Source organism: Streptomyces iranensis (genome assembly GCF_017874715.1).
GTDB classification, from domain to species: Bacteria; Actinomycetota; Actinomycetes; order Streptomycetales; family Streptomycetaceae; genus Streptomyces; species Streptomyces iranensis.
Map to the genome: position 1 here is coordinate 175053 of NZ_JAGGLR010000021.1, position 15074 is coordinate 190126.

The 15074-nt window shown below is 73.2% G+C and carries 16 protein-coding genes; 5 read left to right on the forward strand and 11 right to left on the reverse strand.

The window, feature by feature from the left end; translation table 11 throughout:
• Positions 1-28: 28 nt before the first annotated feature.
• The 8 genes from modA to J2Z30_RS34235 form a co-directional block, all read right to left on the reverse strand.
• Positions 29-889, reverse strand: a complete 861-nt coding sequence (gene modA, locus J2Z30_RS34200) for a molybdate ABC transporter substrate-binding protein (RefSeq protein ID WP_044572370.1) — start codon at positions 887-889, stop codon at positions 29-31.
• Between the two features lie 101 nt (positions 890-990).
• The gene (locus J2Z30_RS34205) at positions 991-1380 is read right to left on the reverse strand and encodes a TOBE domain-containing protein (RefSeq protein ID WP_209468945.1); all 390 of its coding nucleotides are present in this window, start codon (positions 1378-1380) and stop codon (positions 991-993) included.
• 119 nt (positions 1381-1499) lie between these two features.
• On the reverse strand, positions 1500-2957 hold the full coding sequence (locus J2Z30_RS34210; RefSeq protein ID WP_245388742.1) for an FAD/NAD(P)-dependent oxidoreductase: 1458 nt from the start codon (positions 2955-2957) through the stop codon (positions 1500-1502).
• On the reverse strand, positions 2947-3360 hold the full coding sequence (locus tag J2Z30_RS51840) for a (2Fe-2S)-binding protein (protein ID WP_209468946.1): 414 nt from the start codon (positions 3358-3360) through the stop codon (positions 2947-2949). Before J2Z30_RS51840 ends, J2Z30_RS34210 begins: the two co-directional genes overlap by 11 nt.
• On the reverse strand, positions 3341-4654 hold the full coding sequence (locus tag J2Z30_RS34220; protein WP_245388743.1) for an NAD(P)/FAD-dependent oxidoreductase: 1314 nt from the start codon (positions 4652-4654) through the stop codon (positions 3341-3343). The genes J2Z30_RS51840 and J2Z30_RS34220 overlap by 20 nt, the downstream gene beginning before the upstream one ends.
• A 20-nt stretch (positions 4655-4674) precedes the next feature.
• On the reverse strand, positions 4675-5358 hold the full coding sequence (locus J2Z30_RS34225) for a GntR family transcriptional regulator (protein WP_044572372.1): 684 nt from the start codon (positions 5356-5358) through the stop codon (positions 4675-4677).
• Positions 5359-5385: 27 nt separating this feature from the next.
• The gene (locus tag J2Z30_RS34230; RefSeq protein ID WP_044572374.1) at positions 5386-6387 is read right to left on the reverse strand and encodes a proline racemase family protein; all 1002 of its coding nucleotides are present in this window, start codon (positions 6385-6387) and stop codon (positions 5386-5388) included.
• 40 nt (positions 6388-6427) lie between these two features.
• Positions 6428-7339: a dihydrodipicolinate synthase family protein gene (locus tag J2Z30_RS34235; RefSeq protein WP_044572376.1), complete on the reverse strand. Its 912-nt coding sequence runs from the start codon at positions 7337-7339 to the stop codon at positions 6428-6430.
• Positions 7340-7784: 445 nt separating this feature from the next.
• Here J2Z30_RS34235 and J2Z30_RS34240 point away from each other — a divergent pair, with 445 nt between their 5' ends.
• Positions 7785-9581 carry a cellulose-binding domain-containing protein gene (locus tag J2Z30_RS34240; protein ID WP_052701454.1) on the forward strand — a complete coding sequence of 599 codons (1797 nt, stop codon included), beginning with the start codon at positions 7785-7787 and terminating at the stop codon, positions 9579-9581.
• Between the two features lie 83 nt (positions 9582-9664).
• Positions 9665-10009, forward strand: coding sequence for a hypothetical protein (locus J2Z30_RS34245; RefSeq protein WP_044572378.1), 345 nt, complete (start codon positions 9665-9667; stop codon positions 10007-10009).
• 44 nt (positions 10010-10053) lie between these two features.
• Here J2Z30_RS34245 and J2Z30_RS34250 read toward each other — a convergent pair whose 3' ends face one another.
• From J2Z30_RS34250 to J2Z30_RS34260, 3 genes are all read right to left on the reverse strand, one after another.
• Positions 10054-10296: a hypothetical protein gene (locus J2Z30_RS34250; protein ID WP_044572379.1), complete on the reverse strand. Its 243-nt coding sequence runs from the start codon at positions 10294-10296 to the stop codon at positions 10054-10056.
• Positions 10293-10736 carry a hypothetical protein gene (locus J2Z30_RS34255; protein ID WP_044572381.1) on the reverse strand — a complete coding sequence of 148 codons (444 nt, stop codon included), beginning with the start codon at positions 10734-10736 and terminating at the stop codon, positions 10293-10295. Before J2Z30_RS34255 ends, J2Z30_RS34250 begins: the two co-directional genes overlap by 4 nt.
• 105 nt (positions 10737-10841) lie before the next feature.
• Entirely contained in the window at positions 10842-11540 is a 699-nt protein-coding gene (locus J2Z30_RS34260; RefSeq protein WP_044572383.1) for a response regulator transcription factor, read from the reverse strand.
• A 235-nt stretch (positions 11541-11775) separates the two neighbouring features.
• Between J2Z30_RS34260 and J2Z30_RS34265 the strand changes: the two genes are divergently transcribed.
• From J2Z30_RS34265 to J2Z30_RS34275, 3 genes are all read left to right on the forward strand, one after another.
• A complete protein-coding gene (locus tag J2Z30_RS34265) occupies positions 11776-13185 on the forward strand; it encodes an aldehyde dehydrogenase family protein (protein WP_078957346.1) in 1410 nt (469 codons plus the stop codon).
• A gap of 44 nt (positions 13186-13229) precedes the next feature.
• The gene (locus tag J2Z30_RS34270; RefSeq protein ID WP_044572385.1) at positions 13230-14330 is read left to right on the forward strand and encodes an AMP-binding protein; all 1101 of its coding nucleotides are present in this window, start codon (positions 13230-13232) and stop codon (positions 14328-14330) included.
• A 275-nt stretch (positions 14331-14605) separates the two neighbouring features.
• Entirely contained in the window at positions 14606-15016 is a 411-nt protein-coding gene (locus J2Z30_RS34275) for a hypothetical protein (RefSeq protein ID WP_044572387.1), read from the forward strand.
• The last annotated feature ends 58 nt before the right edge of the window (positions 15017-15074 follow it).

A 15074-nucleotide genomic window follows, 5' to 3' on the forward strand; every position in this document is an offset into this window, starting at 1 on the left:
TTCGGCTCCGCCCCGGCGTTCCGCTCCGTCACGGCTTGAGGAAACCGGCCTGGCCGAGCGCCTTCTGGCCCTGTGCCGACTTCACCAGGTCGATAAAGGCCGTGGCCGCCTCCGCGTTGGGGGCGTTCTTCAGCAGGGCGATCGGGTAGTCGTTGATGGCCTGCTTCGACTCGGGGAACTCCACGCCCGCGACCTTGCCGCCCGCCGCCTTCACATCGGTTTTGTAGACGACCGAGGCGTCGACCTCCTTCAACTGCACCTTGGTCAGCGCGCCCTTGACGTCCTGCTCGTACGAGACCGGCGTGAGCTTGAGCTTGGCCGCGGTCAGCGCCTTCTGCGCCGCCGAGCCGCACGGCACCTCCTTGGCGCACAGCGCGACCTTCAGCCCGGAGCGGGTGAGGTCCTTGAGCCTCTTGATCTTCTTCGGGTTGCCCGGGAGGGTCGCGATCTCGAGCTGGTTGCGGACGAAGGTGGCCGGGGTGCCCTTCGCGTCCTTGGCGTCGGTGACCATCTTCATGGTCTTCGGGCTCGCGGCGGCGAAGACATCGGCGGGCGCGCCGGAGGTGATGCTGGCCGCGAGGGCGTCGCTGCCACCGAAGTTGAAGGAGACCTTGGTGCCGGGGTGCTCCTTCTCAAAGATCTTGCCCAGTGCGGTGAAGCTCTCCTTCAGCGAGGCCGCCGCGAACACGGTCACCGTGCCGGACAGTTTCTCGGAGGAGGAACCGGAGCTGGACTTCTTGGAGGAGTCACCGGAGTCACCGGAGTCGTCGGAGTCACCGGAGGAGCAGGCGGTGAGCGCCACGGCGGCGATCGCGAAACCGCCCACCACACGGAGCGTCCAACGGGCTCGGGATCGGGATCCGGAACCGGATACGGAACGGGTCGTCATGGGGTCTGTCTCTCCCTCTCTGCGACTGCTGACTCTGCGACTGCTGCCTGTGCCGCTGCCTATGCCGCTGCCTGTGTCTGTGCCGCCCTCGGCGCGCGTGTTCACTGCGTTTCCACGACCACGTTGGTCGACTTGATCACGGCGACGGCAGGAACGCCCGGCTCCAGCTTCAGCTCCTCCGCCGACTCCCGGCTGATCATGGACACCACGCGGAACGGGCCCGCCTGGATCTCCACCTGCGCGGACACATCACCGAGGATCACCTCGGTGACGATCCCCGAGAAGCGATTGCGGGCCGAGGAGCCGGGGTGGTCGCGGTCCGTGCCGCTGGCGACCTCGCGGGCGAACGCGGCGAGCGCCGGGCCCGGGATGATCCGGCGCCCCTGCTCATCCCGTTCGGCGGTCAGCCGTCCGCTGTCGACCCAGCGCCGCAGGGTGTCGACGCTGACCCCCATCAGGGCCGCGGCCTCACCGATCCGGTACGTATGCATCCGCCGATGGTAGCGCCGCATCTGCGAGCCAGTACATGGTGGTCAGGTGGTATCCATCCAACGATTCGGGTACGGAGGCTGGCATCTGCGCGCCGCACACGCTGGATCGGCGTGGCAGGTCAGAGCTCCCCGTCCGAGCCATCCGGGTCATCCAGGTCATCCGGGTCATCCAGGTCGTCTGCCGGCTCCGCCAGCTCCCCCAGCGTCACCGGCGCCGCGAACGGCCGTGCCGAGAGCGGCCGCAGATCCTCCGCCGTGGCCGGGCGGCCGGTGAGCGACGCGGTGATGGCGGCGACCGCGAAACCGCAGATCCGGCCCTGGCACCAGCCCATCCCCGGGCGGGCCAGAAGCTTCATGGTGCGGGGGTCCTGGGCGCCGAGGTCGGTACGGGCGCGGCACAGCTCCCCGTAGGTGACCTCCTCGCAGCGGCAGACCACCGTGCGTTCGGTCAGCCGGTCGGTCCACCCGTCGGGCACGGGGTACGTGCGGTGCAGCGCGGCGGCGAAGGCGCGGCCATGGCGGATCGCGGCGCGCAGCCGCCGTACGGCACGCGGATCCACCGGCAGCCCGTGGGCCGCCGCCAGCGACAGGGCGGCCAGCCGTCCCTCGGCGACGGCCGGCGCGGCGCCGCCCACGCCCGTGGTCTCCCCCGCGGCCAGGACGTCCGGGACGGTGGTGCGCTGACGGGCGTCGACCACGGCGACGAGGGAGCCGTCGAGGTCGCGCCGGGTGGCGGCGCCGACCATCAGGGGCAGTTCGAGGGCGGGGGTGAACCCCCAGCCCAGCGCCACCAGATCGGCCTCGAGCACCTCGCCGCCGTCGAGCCGCACCCCGCGCACCCGGTCCTCGCCCAGGATCTCGGTGACCGTGGCCCGGGTCCGGTACGGGATGCGGTGGCGGGCCATCAGCGCCGCGTACCGCACCGCCTCGGCGGACTTGGCGGGCGCCCGCACCGCCCCGTCCAGGTGGCGCAGCCAGCCGTGCGCCGGATTGGCCTCGCACACGGCGAGGACCCGCACCCCCGCCCGCGCCAAGCCCGTCGCCACCGGCAGCAGGAACGGGCCCGTGCCCGCGACCACCGCCCGCCGACCCGCCACCGCACGATGCCCCTTCAGCAGCGCCTGGACGCCTCCGGCCGCCATCACCCCGGGCAGCTCCCAGCCGGGGAGCGGCAGTTGGCGGTCGTACGCGCCGCAGCAGAGCACCAGCGCACCGGCCCGCACCCGGTCCCGCTCCACGGGGGCCGTGTCGTACGGACCGTTCAGGCGCAGGGTGAACGGCCCGCTGTCCGGGCGGGGGCGGTCGATCAGCCAGACCTGGTGGCCGGGGAGGTAGTGGAGACGGCCGAGGTGGCGCTGGTGGCGCAGCCGGGCGCGGAGGCGGGCGAAGAGCCGCCCGTGGTGGTGGCGAGGGGGCGCCGAGTGCTCGTCGTGGCGCCAGTACTGGCCGCCGGGCAGGCGCCCGGCGTCGATGAGCACCACGTCCAGGCCCGCCTCGGCGGCCCCGACGGCGGCGGCGAGCCCGGCGGGACCCGCGCCCACGACGGCTACGTCGTACGTCGGCCGATCAGTCGCCATCGCTGCCATCACCACCGCGATCGTCCTCTACACCGTCGGCCGCACCGCCATCACGGCCGTCGTCGACACGGCCAGCCGTACCGTCTTCACGGCCATCAACACCGCCATCGTCACCGCCACCGCCACCGACCTCCGCCGACAGCCGCATCCCGTCCCGTGCCGGGACCAGACACGCCCGCTGTCCTGGGCGCCCGTCAACGGTGATCAGGCAGTCGAAGCACACCCCGATCCCGCAGAACAGCCCGCGCGGTCTGCTCTCCCGCCGCGTGGTCCGCCAGGCCACGATCCCGGCGGCCACCAGCGCCGCGCCCACGCTCTGGCCGGGCCGCGCGGTGACCGTCCTGCCGTCGAAGGTCAGCCGGTACGCCGACAACTCCGTGCGCTCACTCCCCGCGTGGCTCATCCGCACCACCCTTCTCGAAGCGTTCCGGGGCGAACGGCGTCAGGTCCAGATCCGTCGCCTCCCCAGTCAGCGCCTGCGCGATCAGCTTCCCCGTCCCCGCCGCGAGGCCGATTCCCGCGCCCTCGTGGCCACAGGCGTGCCACAGCCCGGGGGCGCGCGGGTCGGGGCCGATGACCGGCAGATGGTCCGGGCAGTACGGCCGGAAGCCCGCGTAGACGCGCATCGCCCGCACCGACGCCAGCATCGGGAACAGCCCGATCGCGCCCCTGGCCAGCGCCCGTACGGCGGCGGGGGACGGCCACCGGTCGAAGCCGACCCGCTCCCGGGTGGAGCCGATCAGTACCGTGCCGCCGCCCGTGCCCTCCACGACCGGCGACGCCTGGAGCTCCGCGTCCGAACTGGCCACGGCGTCCACGTAGTCGGCCGCGTAGACCTTGTGCCGTACGGTCGCGGGTGGCAGTGGTTCGGTGACGAGGACGAAGCCCCGGCGCGGCAGCACCGGCAGCTCGACGCCCGCGAGCCCCGCCACCGCACCGGCCCAGGTGCCCGCCGCGTTCAGGACGGCGGGGGCGCTGACGGTGCCGTGGGGTGTCCGTACGCCGGTGACCGGGGCGCCCGCGCCGCCTCGCGGGGTCGCCGGGGAGCCGCCCGCCGAGGTGGCCGGGGCACCCACACACCCTCCCGACATGGCCGGGGCACCCGCGCACCCTCCCCGCCGCCGGAGGAACCCCACCACCTCCGTCCCCGTCCGCACCACCGCCCCCCGCCGCCGCGCGAGCCGCAGCAGGTGGGCCGCCGCCAGCATGGGCTGCACCTGGGCGTCCTGCGGATACAGCGCGCCCCCGGCGGCCTCGCGGGTCAGCCGCGGTTCGAGGTCGTGGAGCTCGGCCCCGGACACCTCCCGTACGACGACCCCACGGGCCCGCTGCCGCTCGGCCAGCGTTCGCAACGCGCCCAGGGCGGCAGGGGTGGAGGCGACCACCAGCCCGCCCTTCCGCTCGAATTCCCACCACTCGCCGTACGGGCCCAGGTCCTCGCCCCACACCTGCCGCGAGTACCGCGCGAGCTCCAGCTCCGGGCCCGGCTCCTTGTCCGAGACCAGGACGTTGCCCTCGCCCGCGCCCGAGGTGCCGCCCGCGATGGCGCCCCGGTCGACCACCACGACCCGCAGCCCGGCGAGGGTGGCGAACCAGGCGGCGGCCGCGCCGACGACTCCGGCGCCGATGACGACGAGGTCGGCGGTCTTCGGCAAGTCCTGGTGCATCGAGTCGTTGCGCAACGAGGCCTGGTGCATCGAATCGTTCCCGCCCGGGGTCACGGTCCACCGGCCCACAGCCCGCGCACATGGCCGATATGGCGATGCGTCATGGTCTCGGCGCCGCGCGCGTCCCCCGCCTCCACAAGGTCGAGAAGAGCGTGGTGTTCGGCCGCCGACTGGCCGAGCCGCCCGCTCTCCAGCAGCGGGATGAGCCCCAGCAGCCGGGTCTGGGAGCGGAGTTCGGAGACCACGTCCACCAGCCGCCGATTCCCGGCGTAGCCGAGCAGGGTGAGGTGGAAGACCCGGTCGGCCTCTATATAGCCGATGAGATCGCCGCGTTCGGCCGCGTCCACGATGGCCTGGGCCAACTCCCGCAGCGCGGGCAGGTCTCCGGGCGGGATACGGGGGACGGCCTCCCGTACGGTGGGCGGCTCGATGAGCAGCCGGATGGACGCCAGGTCGTCCAGGTCCCGCTCGGAGACCTCGGTGACCCGGAACCCCTTGTTGGGCACCGAGGCCACCAGGCCCTCCTTCACCAGGTCGAGCATCGCCTCACGGACGGGCGTGGGGGAGACGTCGAAGCGGGCGCCGAGGGCGGGCGCCGAGTAGACGGCGCCGGGGGCGAGTTCACCGGAGATGATGCCCGCGCGCAGGGCGTTTCTGACCCGGTCGCGCAGGTTCTCGCGCTTACCGAGCGGCTCGAGGCTGGTGCGGCGTCCACGGGGAGCGGACCCGGTCATATCCCATCCACCACCGATCTCCCCTCTCTACACCAGAAACCCGGCCGGGAACGGATCCTCGGGGTCGAGATGGAACTGCGCGGTGCCGGTGACCCACGCCCGCCCCGTGATCGAGGGCACGACGGCGGGCAGCCCCGCCACCGTGGTCTCCTCCAGCAGCCGCCCGATGAACCGCGTCCCGATGAACGACTCGTTGACGAACTCCTCGCCGAGCCCCAGCTCACCGCGTGCGTACAGCTGCGCCATGCGCGCGGAGGTGCCGGTCCCGCAGGGGGAGCGGTCGAACCAGCCCGGGTGGATGGCCATCGCGTGGCGGGAGTGGCGCGCCGTCGAACCCGGGGCCTTGAGATAGACGTGACGGCAGCCGGTGATGTCCGGCCGCTCGGGGTGGTGCGGCGGGTCCTGCGCGTTCACCGCATCCATGATCTTCAGCCCGGCGGTCAGCAGCTCCTGCCCGGCCGCCCGCTCGAAGGGCAGCCCGAGGGCGTCCAGCTCCACGATGGCGTAGAAGTTGCCGCCGAAGGCGATGTCGTAGCGCACCTCGCCGAACCCGGGCACCCGCACCGTACGGTCGGTGGCCAGGCAGAACGCGGCCACGTTCCGGATCGTCACCGAGGTGGCCGCCCCGTCGCGCACGGCGACCTCCGCGACCACCAGGCCCGCCGGGGTGTCCAGGCGGATGGTGGTGACCGGCTCCCGCACCTCGACCATCCCGGTCTCGACCAGCACGGTGGCCACGCCGATGGTGCCGTGCCCGCACATGGGCAGCACCCCGGACACCTCGATGAAGAGCACGCCGTGATCCGCGTCCGGCCGGGTCGGCGGCTGCAGGATGGCGCCGCTCATCGCGGAGTGGCCGCGCGGCTCGTACATCAGCAGGGTGCGCAGATCGTCGCGGTGCTCGATGAACCACTGCCGGCGCTCGGCCATGGTCGCGCCCGGGAGCGTCCCCACCCCGCCGGTGACCACCCGGGTGGGCATGCCCTCGGTGTGGGACTCCACGGTGTGCAACACCCGCCGCGACCTCACAGCCGCCCCCTGACCCCTGCCCCGGCCCCTGCCCCGGCCCTCACCGGTACCCCAGCGCGAGCACCGTCTCGGTCTCCCGGACGACGCGCGCCGCCACCTCCCCGGCCAGCCGCGAACGCGGCGGGCGGCAGGATCCGCCGCGCAGCCCGGCCAGGTCCATGGACGCCTTGATGGCCTGGACGAACTCGGTCCTGGAGTCCCAGCGCAGCAGCGGATGCAGCGCGCGGTACAGCGGCAGCGCCTTCTCCAGATCCGCGCCGGCGCCCGAGGTGGCGAGCCGGTACAGCTCCACGCTGGCGTCGGGAATCGCGTTCGGATACCCGGCGATCCACCCCACGGCCCCGGAGAGCCCCAGCTCCAGCAGCACATCATCGGCGCCGATCAGCAGATCCAGCCCAGGGGCGCGCTCGGCGATCTCGTACGCCCGCCGCACATCCCCGCTGAACTCCTTGACCGCGGCGATCAGCCCCTCCCCGTGCAGCTCGGCCAGGAGCTCCGGGGTGAGGTCGATCTTGGTGTCATGGGGGTTGTTGTACGCCACCACCGGCAGCCCGGCACGCGCCACTTCGCGGTAGTGGCCGACCACGGCCTCCCGGTCGGCGCGGTAGCTGTTCGGCGGCAGCGCCAGCACCGCCCGCGCCCCGGCCTCCCGCGCCTGCTCCGCCCACCGCCGGCTCTCCAGCGCCCCGTACGCCGCCACCCCCGGCATCACCCCGAACCCCTCGGGCGCCGCCTCCACCGCCACCCGCACCACCCGCGCCCGCTCCTCGTCCGTCAGGGTCTGGTACTCCCCCAACGACCCATTGGGGCAGACCCCATCACAGCCATGCTCGGCGAGAAACCGCACATGGGCGGCGTAACCCTCGTAATCGACCGACAGTTCGTCATCGTCACGGAACGGAAGCGCCGTGGCGACATGAACGCCACGCCAGGGCGCGGAGAGATCGGGCATGCGGAACCTCCTGGGGGAGGGGACCAGGCCACTGTCCTTTGTCCATTCAACGGTAGCAGTGCAATGTCACACCGCACAGTCCTCGACATGAGGGAACCGGCTCACCGGAAGTCACCGAAAACGCACAGGAGTTCACAGCGCGAACTGTGCGGTCTATACCTTTTGCGGGTGTGGCCATTCTGTCGCCAGGAGCAGTGAACGTGACTACTATTCACGTTGCTTCGGCCCGGTCCCGCGGCCTGTCAGGTGGCTCATCATCCAAAACGGGGACTGCTCTTCGTCTCTTGTCAGCCAGGTCACCGGCGTGAAAGGCTCGGCCCGCCCCGTAAGGGGAACCCCCAACTCCGAGGCATCGCTGTGCTGTTGGCTGACCACCCCGCGGCCCGTTTGTGAGATGGTTGCCCCCGGCGGGGGCGCCGCTGTTCGTGAGTGAGGAATTGCCTCCATGCCCGACCACTCATCTCCCAGGGAATCGCCCGGGGACGGCTCCCCGACGCGCCGCGGGGCCGCCGAGGCGCCCGGCGAGGATGTCGATGGCGCGGCCTCCGCCACGGCGTTGCTGGGCGCGTACTGGGACGCGGTCGCCGACTACGCGGAGCTGTGCACCACCACCCCGGAAGACGGGATGCGGCTCGCCACCGAGGCGTTCCGGCGGGGCATCCGGGAGACCCGCAACCGCCGCACCCGGGGCTTCGGCAAGCGCCTCCCGTGGCTTCCGCTCTTTCTGACCGCCGTACGGAAGACCGCCGCCGACTGGGACGCCCACCGGCACGGGGACCGGCTCAACCCGGAGTTGCGGACCTGGCTGGCCTCCGACCTCGCCGCCCGGTTCGCCGCACCGCCCCGCGACCAGCCGCTCGCCCTGCGCGCGCTGCGGGACCTGCCGGAGGCGGACGGGGAGCTGCTGTGGCTGGTCGAGGTGGAGGCGCGGTCCACGGAGGCGGTGGCCCGGCAGCTGGGGTACGACCCGGAGTACGCCACCGAGGAGATCGCCCGGGTCCGCGCGGCCTTCCGCGAACGGTGTCAGCGCGCCCATGTGGACACCCTCACCGACGAGGAGTGCCGCAGCTACGCCAAGCTGCTGGACGCCGCCACCCGGGCGCCCGACTCCCCCTCGCCCGCCGACCTGTGGCAGCACCTCGCCCGTTGCCGGACCTGCCGGGACGCCGCCACCTGCATGTATGTGGACGGCGCCGGGCTCCCCGGCGCGCTGGCGGGCGGGGTCATCGGCTGGGGCGCGCACCTCTACCTCAAGCGGCGCCGCACGCTCGCCGAGCGGGCCCCGGGCGCCAAGCCGAGCTCCCGCGCCGCCGCGCCCACCGCGCACGCGGTCCGCGCCCCGCTCTGGGAGCGGCTGCGCGACCGGGTCCTGGACGCGGTCGGGGCGCGGCGGAGCAGACGGGCCGGTGGCGTGGAGGGCAGAGCCGGTGGCAGAACCGGCGCGGGCGGCAGAGCCGGCGCGGGTGGCAGAGCCGGCGCGGGCGGGGCCGATGGCGCGAGCGGGGCTCGCTCCGGGGGGCACCGGGTGGTCCGGAGCCGCGCCGCCCGCCGCCGGTTACGCAGAGCCCGTACGACGGTCATCCTGGCGGTGATAGCCGTCGTCGCCCTCGCCGCACTGGTCGCGATGACCAGAACCGCCGCCGACTCCGACAACCGCACCGGCGGTTCCATGGGCCCCGAGGTGACCCCCGGCAGCCTGGCCCCCGCCACCTCCTCGCCGTACAACCCCGGCACCCCCGCCTCCCCCAGCCCCTCGAAGAGCGAGGGCGGGCAGAACGGGAAGGGCTCCGGCAAGGGGCACCAGAAGAAGCCCGGGGGCTCCCCCGCCCCGTCCTCCTCGTCCGCCAAGGGCGACTCCGGATCCGACTCCGGATCCGCGTCCGGCCACGGCGGCAAACCGCCCTCCGACGGCCGGAAGCCCGGCGACGACGCCGACTGCAGCGCCCGTTTCCAGCTGGTCAACGAATGGCCTGACGGCTTCCAGGCCGCCGTCACCCTCACCTCCCGCGAATCCCTCGATGACTGGCGGGTCACCTGGACCTTCCACGACTCCCAGCGGGTGACGCAGATGTGGGACGGGGAGTTCACCCAGCACGGCTCGAAGGTGACCGCCACCGCGGCCGACTACAACAAGCGCGTCAAGGCCGGTGGTTCCCTCTCCATGGGCTTCCTCGGCTCCTCGAGCGACGGCAACCGGCCGCCCGGCTCCTTCACCCTGAACGGCCGCCCCTGCGCGGACTGACAGCGCCGCTCCACCCGGCCCGAACGGCGGTCCCACCCGGATGGCGGAACAAGACCTCCGCCCCCGGGGGAATCCATCCCGGAATGAGCAGTGTCCTCAGCGGCATCGTGACCCTGCCCCCCGACGCCCCCGCCGGACGGGCGGCGCGGGTGGTGGTGGAGGTGCGCAACGTGTCCCGCTCCGACACCCCCGAGTCGATCGTGGCCGCGCAGGTCCTCACCGATGTGCCGCTGAGTCCGGGAGGCCATGTCCCGTTCAGCGTCACCGTCCCCGGTGAGCTGCTCCCGGGGGACAACTACGGGCTGCGGGTCCATGTGGACGTCAGCGGCTCCGGGGTCCTGGAGAACGGCGATCTGGTCAGCGCCGAGGCCGGCCCCGTACCGGCCGGATCCACCGCGGGTCTGATCGCCCCGGTCACGACCGTCTGAAGGACGGGTCCCGGCGCGAGGCCGCACGCCCGGGACCCGTCCACTCAGTTGTCGTTCGCCGCGTCGGAGTCCGCCCTGTTCGCCGCCGACTCCGCGTCGTCCACCAGCTTGTTCAGCTCATCCAGCTCGGAGGCGGACGGAGCCGGTGCGGTGGCCGACGGGGCGGACGTCCCCGATGAGCCGTCCGCGTCGTCCGAGCCGTCCGAACCGCCCTTGCCGCCGCAGCCGGTGGCCAGCGCGGCGCAGAGCAGCGCCGTGGCCGCGGCGGCCCAGGGGCCGCGCTTCACTTGGCTGATTCCTTGCCGCTGCCGGATCCCTCGCCGCGTGCGGCGCACCACTTCTGGACCTTCGACAGGTCCTTCTGCCGCTGCTCGAGCGTCGGTACGAGGGACCTGCGGAAGGTGAGCTTGTGGTTGAGGAACGTCTGGGCCTCGGTGTGGCCCGCCTTCTTCGCCCGCTCGACCCGCTTCGTCAGCCGGGCCACGGACCCGCGGACGGTCGCCGGGCCCTTCAGCCGCCTCAGCGCGCGGTCCAGCCGCTTGTCGATCCTCATGGCGCGCTTGCACAGCCCCCGGGAGCCGTCCCCCGCTCCCATCGGCGCCTTCGCGCTCGGGGAGGCGGCCGGTGCCGAGGCCGGGGCGCTGCCGTCCGCCGCCGCGATGCCCACCGGACCGAGCAGGGCGGCGGTGGCCGCGCCCGCCACGAGGACGCTCTTTCCACGGTGCATGGTGCTGTTCCTTCCCTTGGAGCCGGACGGCCGGGGAGGGGCCGGGCCGTCCCGGACTGGGGAAAAACCTAGGAACCTTCTTTGTGGAAACTCTGTGGACCGGAACTACGGCGTCTCGGTGGGCCGCAGGACGAACCCCACGCCGCGCACCGTGTGCAGCATCCGCGGCCGGCCGCCCGCCTCCAGTTTGCGGCGCAGATAGCTGACAAAGGTGTCCACGGCGTCCGTACGGACGTCGAAGTCATAGCCCCAGACGCGATCCAGCAGCTGATCGCGGGTGAGCACGATCCCGGCGTTGCGGGCGAACACGTCCAGCAGCTCGAACTCGCGCCGGGTGAGCCGCAGCACCACCCCGTCCAGCCACGCCTCCCGCGCCTCCGGCACCATCTCCAGCGCACCGGCCCGCACCCGGTCGGTGGCGGCGGGCGGACGGCGGCGCAGCAGGGCGTGCAGCCGCAGCACCAGCTCCTGGAGCGCGAAGGGCTTGACGAGATAGTCGTCGCCCCCGGCCTGCAGCCCGGCCACCCGGTCGGCCACCTCGTCGAGCGCCGACAGCATCAGGACGGGTACGTCATTGCCGTCGGCACGCAGGCTGCGGCACACCTCGATCCCGCTGAGGTCCGGCATGGAGATGTCCAGGACCACCACATCGGGCGCCCCGTCGCGCAGCGCGGCCAGCGCGGCGTGGCCGCCGTCCGCGAGGGTCACGGCGAACCCGTTGAGCCGCAGCCCGCGCTCCAGGGACCGCCGGATGGCCGCGTCGTCATCCGTCACCAGGACGTGACCGCTGCCCGTGCCTGCCATGTCCGTACCACCTCCGGCCCGGCATGGTACGTGCCCCGCCGTGGGCGCCGCCCGTGCCAAGGGCCCGGACATGGCCTTTGGGCCAATTGACTCCGTCCCGTCCGCGCCGTGGGATTGGTCTGGTTCACCCTTTTCCCGCCGCGCCCGCCCAGGAGCCGGTGTGTTCCGCGCCCGCGAAGGAGCAAGCGTGTCCCAGCCCGCCACCGCCCCGGACGCCCTGGACACCCCGGATGCCCTGGACACCCCGGGTACCCCGGACGCCCTGGACACCCCGGATGCCCCGGACGCCCTGGACGCGCTGGGGCCCAAGGGGCCCTACCGCTCCCGCCACCGCCTCACCGTCCACGATGTCACCGGCGCGCCGATGGCCGAACTCTCCCTGGCGCCCCGGCTGTTCGTCACCCGGGCGCTGGCCGCCCTGCGCGCCGCCGACACCCTGCCGCTGGAGGAGCGGCTGGCCGCGCTGAAGCGGGCGGGGGAGCTGTTCGCCACCGGCACCGTGGCCGGGATGTCGTACGCGGCGTACGAGGGCGCGGTGTGCCGGATGTCGGGCACCCCGCTCGCCAATGTGCGGATCGCCGTGGAGGCGATACGGCTCAGCGCCGCCGAGGCGTACCGCAGCGTCCAGGCGGCCCGCCCGGTGGGGGCGGTGGGCGATTGGCGCGATCCGTACGCCCGGAGCGGCACCGCGGTGTGGATCCGGCGCGGCGATGTCTTCGCGGTCCACGCCGCCGGTAACCACCCCGCCGTGCACGCGCTGTGGCTGGAGGCGCTGGCGCTGGGCTACCGGGTGGCCGTACGCCCCTCCCGCCGTGAGCCGCTCACCCCGTACCGGCTGGTCAGCGCCCTGCGCGAGGCGGGGTTCGGGACGGATCAGGTGGTGCTGCTGCCCACCGACCACGACGCGGCGGGCGAGATCCTGCACGGCGCGGACCTCTCCATGGTCTACGGCGGACAGGAGGTCATCGACCGCTACGCCGCCGATCCGGCCGTGCTGCCCAACGGGCCCGGCCGCTCCAAGATCCTCATCACCGCCGACCGGGAGTGGCGCGACCACCTCGATGTCGTCGTCGACTCCATCGCCCGCCACGGTGGCACCGCGTGCGTCAACGCCACCGCCGTCCTCGTCGAGGGCGATCCGGCGCCGGTCGCCGAGGCGCTGGCGGAGCGGCTCGCCGCCCTGCCCAGCCTGCCGCCGCAGGACGAGAAGGCGGTGCTGCCGGTCCATCCGCTCGAGGTCGCGCGCGGCTTCGAGCGCCTGCTGCTCGGCAAGGCCGCGGGCGCCCGCGCGTGGCTGGGCGGCGGCGGCGTGGTGGACGACCTCGGCGACGGCAGCGCCGCCCTCCGCCCCGCCGTCTTCCAGCTCGACGATCCGCGGGACGCGCGGCTGGGCGTGGAGCTGTCGTTCCCCTGCGTCTGGGTGGCCCCCTGGACGCGGGAGGCGGGCGTCGCCGCGCTCCGGGACAGCCTGGTGGTCACGGCGCTCACCGGCGACGAGGCGCTGCTGGACGGGCTGCTCGCCGAGCCGTCCATCAAGAACCTCTACATCGGCGACCATCCCACCCACTGGATCGCGCCGGGCATCCCGCACGACGCGTATCTCGGCGAGTTCCTGATGCGTACGAAGGCCGTCATCCGCGGCTGACTCCCTCAGCCCGCACCCCTGCCGCCATCCGCGAGGAGCATCCCGTGCCGACAGCTTCCCTTTCGGTGCTCGACATCCCCTTCGACGAGCGCCCCGACCCCGATGAGTACATCCGCGCCGCCATGGAGTGGCACTTCGGCCCGGACACCGGCTCCCCGTTCTGGCTGCGGAAGGCGGAGACGCTGGACTTCGATCCGCGGCGGGACGTCAAGGGCGTCGCCGATCTCGCCCTCTTCCCCAATGTCACCGGCGAGTTGCGCGAGGTGCCGGTGCGCGATCTCATCCCCCAGGGCTACGGCGCCGACGCCCGGATCGTCGGGGTCTTCGAAAGCGGCGGTACCACCGGCGCGCCCAAGCGGATCGTGTGTCTGCGCGACTGGCTGGACCGCCTCACCCACGGGCTGAGCGCCGACCTCGACGGGCTCGGCATCCCGCGCGGGGTGGACTGGCTCGCCATCGCCCCCAGCGGCCCCCATATGGTCGGCGAGATGGTCGCGGGCACGGCCGCCCGGCACGGTGGGCTGATGTTCCGCGTCGACATGGATCCGCGGTGGGTGAAGAAGCTGATCTCCGCCGGGAAGGCCGAGGAGACCGACGCCTATGTGAACCACCTGGTGGAGCAGGCGGCGTACGTCCTGCGCACCCAGGACATCGGGGTGCTGATGACCACCCCGCCGCTGCTGGAGCGGCTGGCCCGGCACGACGACCTCATCGAGCTGATCGGGGAGAAGGTCAAGGGCATCATGTGGGGCGGCGCCCATATGGACGCCGACACCCGCGATCTGCTGCGCACCGAGATCTTCCCCGGCTGTGAGCTCTACGGCACCTACGGCAACACCATGATCCTCGGTGGCGCCACCGAGCGGCTGGGGCTCGGCCCGGACGAGCCGTGTGTCTTCGATCCGCGTACGCCGTTCGTCACCTTCTCGGTGGTGGACCCGGCGAGCGGGCGGCCGGTGCCGTACGGCGAGCGCGGCCAGGTGGTGATGAACCACGTCAGCAAGTCCGCCCTGCTGCCGGGCAACCTCGAGCGCGATCTGGCGATCCGCGTCCCGCCGCCGGAGGGCGCGGTCGGGGACTCGGTGGCCGATGTGGGGCCGGTGGCGATGTTCGACGACGAGGTCGTGATCGAGGGCGTCTACTGACCCGCGCCCCCTGAGGGGCGTCCACCGGCAGACATCCGGACGCCAGGGGTGGCGGCACGGCTGACACCGGGCCGCCACCACCGGGCCGCCACCACCGGGCCGCCACCACCGGGCCGCCACCACCGCTGACACCGGGCCGCCACCAGGCGTTTGCCGCGTTCCGCCATGGACCCATTCAGTCGCGACAGTCGCAGTGGTTACGATCTGGCGCGATGGGCAGAGGGCAGCGCGGAGGAGAGGCCCGCATACGGAGGGGCCACATACGGAGGGACCCGGTGCGCGGCACCGTGCCTTCCGTCCTCTGCCGTGCCGTGCTGCTGCTCGCCGCGGCGATATGGGTGGCGCCCTCGTGCGTCCATCCCGCCGCCGGCCACAACGTCCTGTCGACGGGGTGCCCGCACCGCCTGGCGGAGACCGCGTCGGCCCAGCCGCACGAGGAGCCGGTCGCGTATCCGGCTCCGGGGCACCGCCCGTTCGGCACCTCCGGCTCCGGCACCGGAAGCGACAACTGTGTCGCGGGCCCCCGGGGAGTCGTCCAGGCCCTGGTGCCCACGCCCGTACCCCCGCCCTCCCTCGCCGAGGTCCCGCCGCCCGACGGCCCCCGGGACCCGGACTCCGCCCGGGGGCCGCCGGACCATCCCGTCCGCGCCCTCGGCCTCCACCAACTCCAAGTACTTCGGACCTAGGCCGACGCCGGTCACCGCGATGCACCGCTCCACCCATCCAGTGTGCGAACAGCGCGAA

Bases quoted from the DNA above. Each gene is read 5' to 3' on its own strand.
- modA (WP_044572370.1), bottom strand. From the start codon at position 889: ATGACGACCCGTTCCGTATCCGGTTCCGGATCCCGATCCCGAGCCCGT.
- J2Z30_RS34205 (WP_209468945.1), bottom strand. From the start codon at position 1,380: ATGCATACGTACCGGATCGGTGAGGCCGCGGCCCTGATGGGGGTCAGC.
- J2Z30_RS34210 (WP_245388742.1), bottom strand. From the start codon at position 2,957: ATGGCGACTGATCGGCCGACGTACGACGTAGCCGTCGTGGGCGCGGGT.
- J2Z30_RS51840 (WP_209468946.1), bottom strand. From the start codon at position 3,360: ATGAGCCACGCGGGGAGTGAGCGCACGGAGTTGTCGGCGTACCGGCTG.
- J2Z30_RS34220 (WP_245388743.1), bottom strand. From the start codon at position 4,654: ATGCACCAGGCCTCGTTGCGCAACGACTCGATGCACCAGGACTTGCCG.
- J2Z30_RS34225 (WP_044572372.1), bottom strand. From the start codon at position 5,358: ATGACCGGGTCCGCTCCCCGTGGACGCCGCACCAGCCTCGAGCCGCTC.
- J2Z30_RS34235 (WP_044572376.1), bottom strand. From the start codon at position 7,339: ATGCCCGATCTCTCCGCGCCCTGGCGTGGCGTTCATGTCGCCACGGCG.
- J2Z30_RS34240 (WP_052701454.1), top strand. From the start codon at position 7,785: ATGCCCGACCACTCATCTCCCAGGGAATCGCCCGGGGACGGCTCCCCG.
- J2Z30_RS34245 (WP_044572378.1), top strand. From the start codon at position 9,665: ATGAGCAGTGTCCTCAGCGGCATCGTGACCCTGCCCCCCGACGCCCCC.
- J2Z30_RS34255 (WP_044572381.1), bottom strand. From the start codon at position 10,736: ATGCACCGTGGAAAGAGCGTCCTCGTGGCGGGCGCGGCCACCGCCGCC.
- J2Z30_RS34260 (WP_044572383.1), bottom strand. From the start codon at position 11,540: ATGGCAGGCACGGGCAGCGGTCACGTCCTGGTGACGGATGACGACGCG.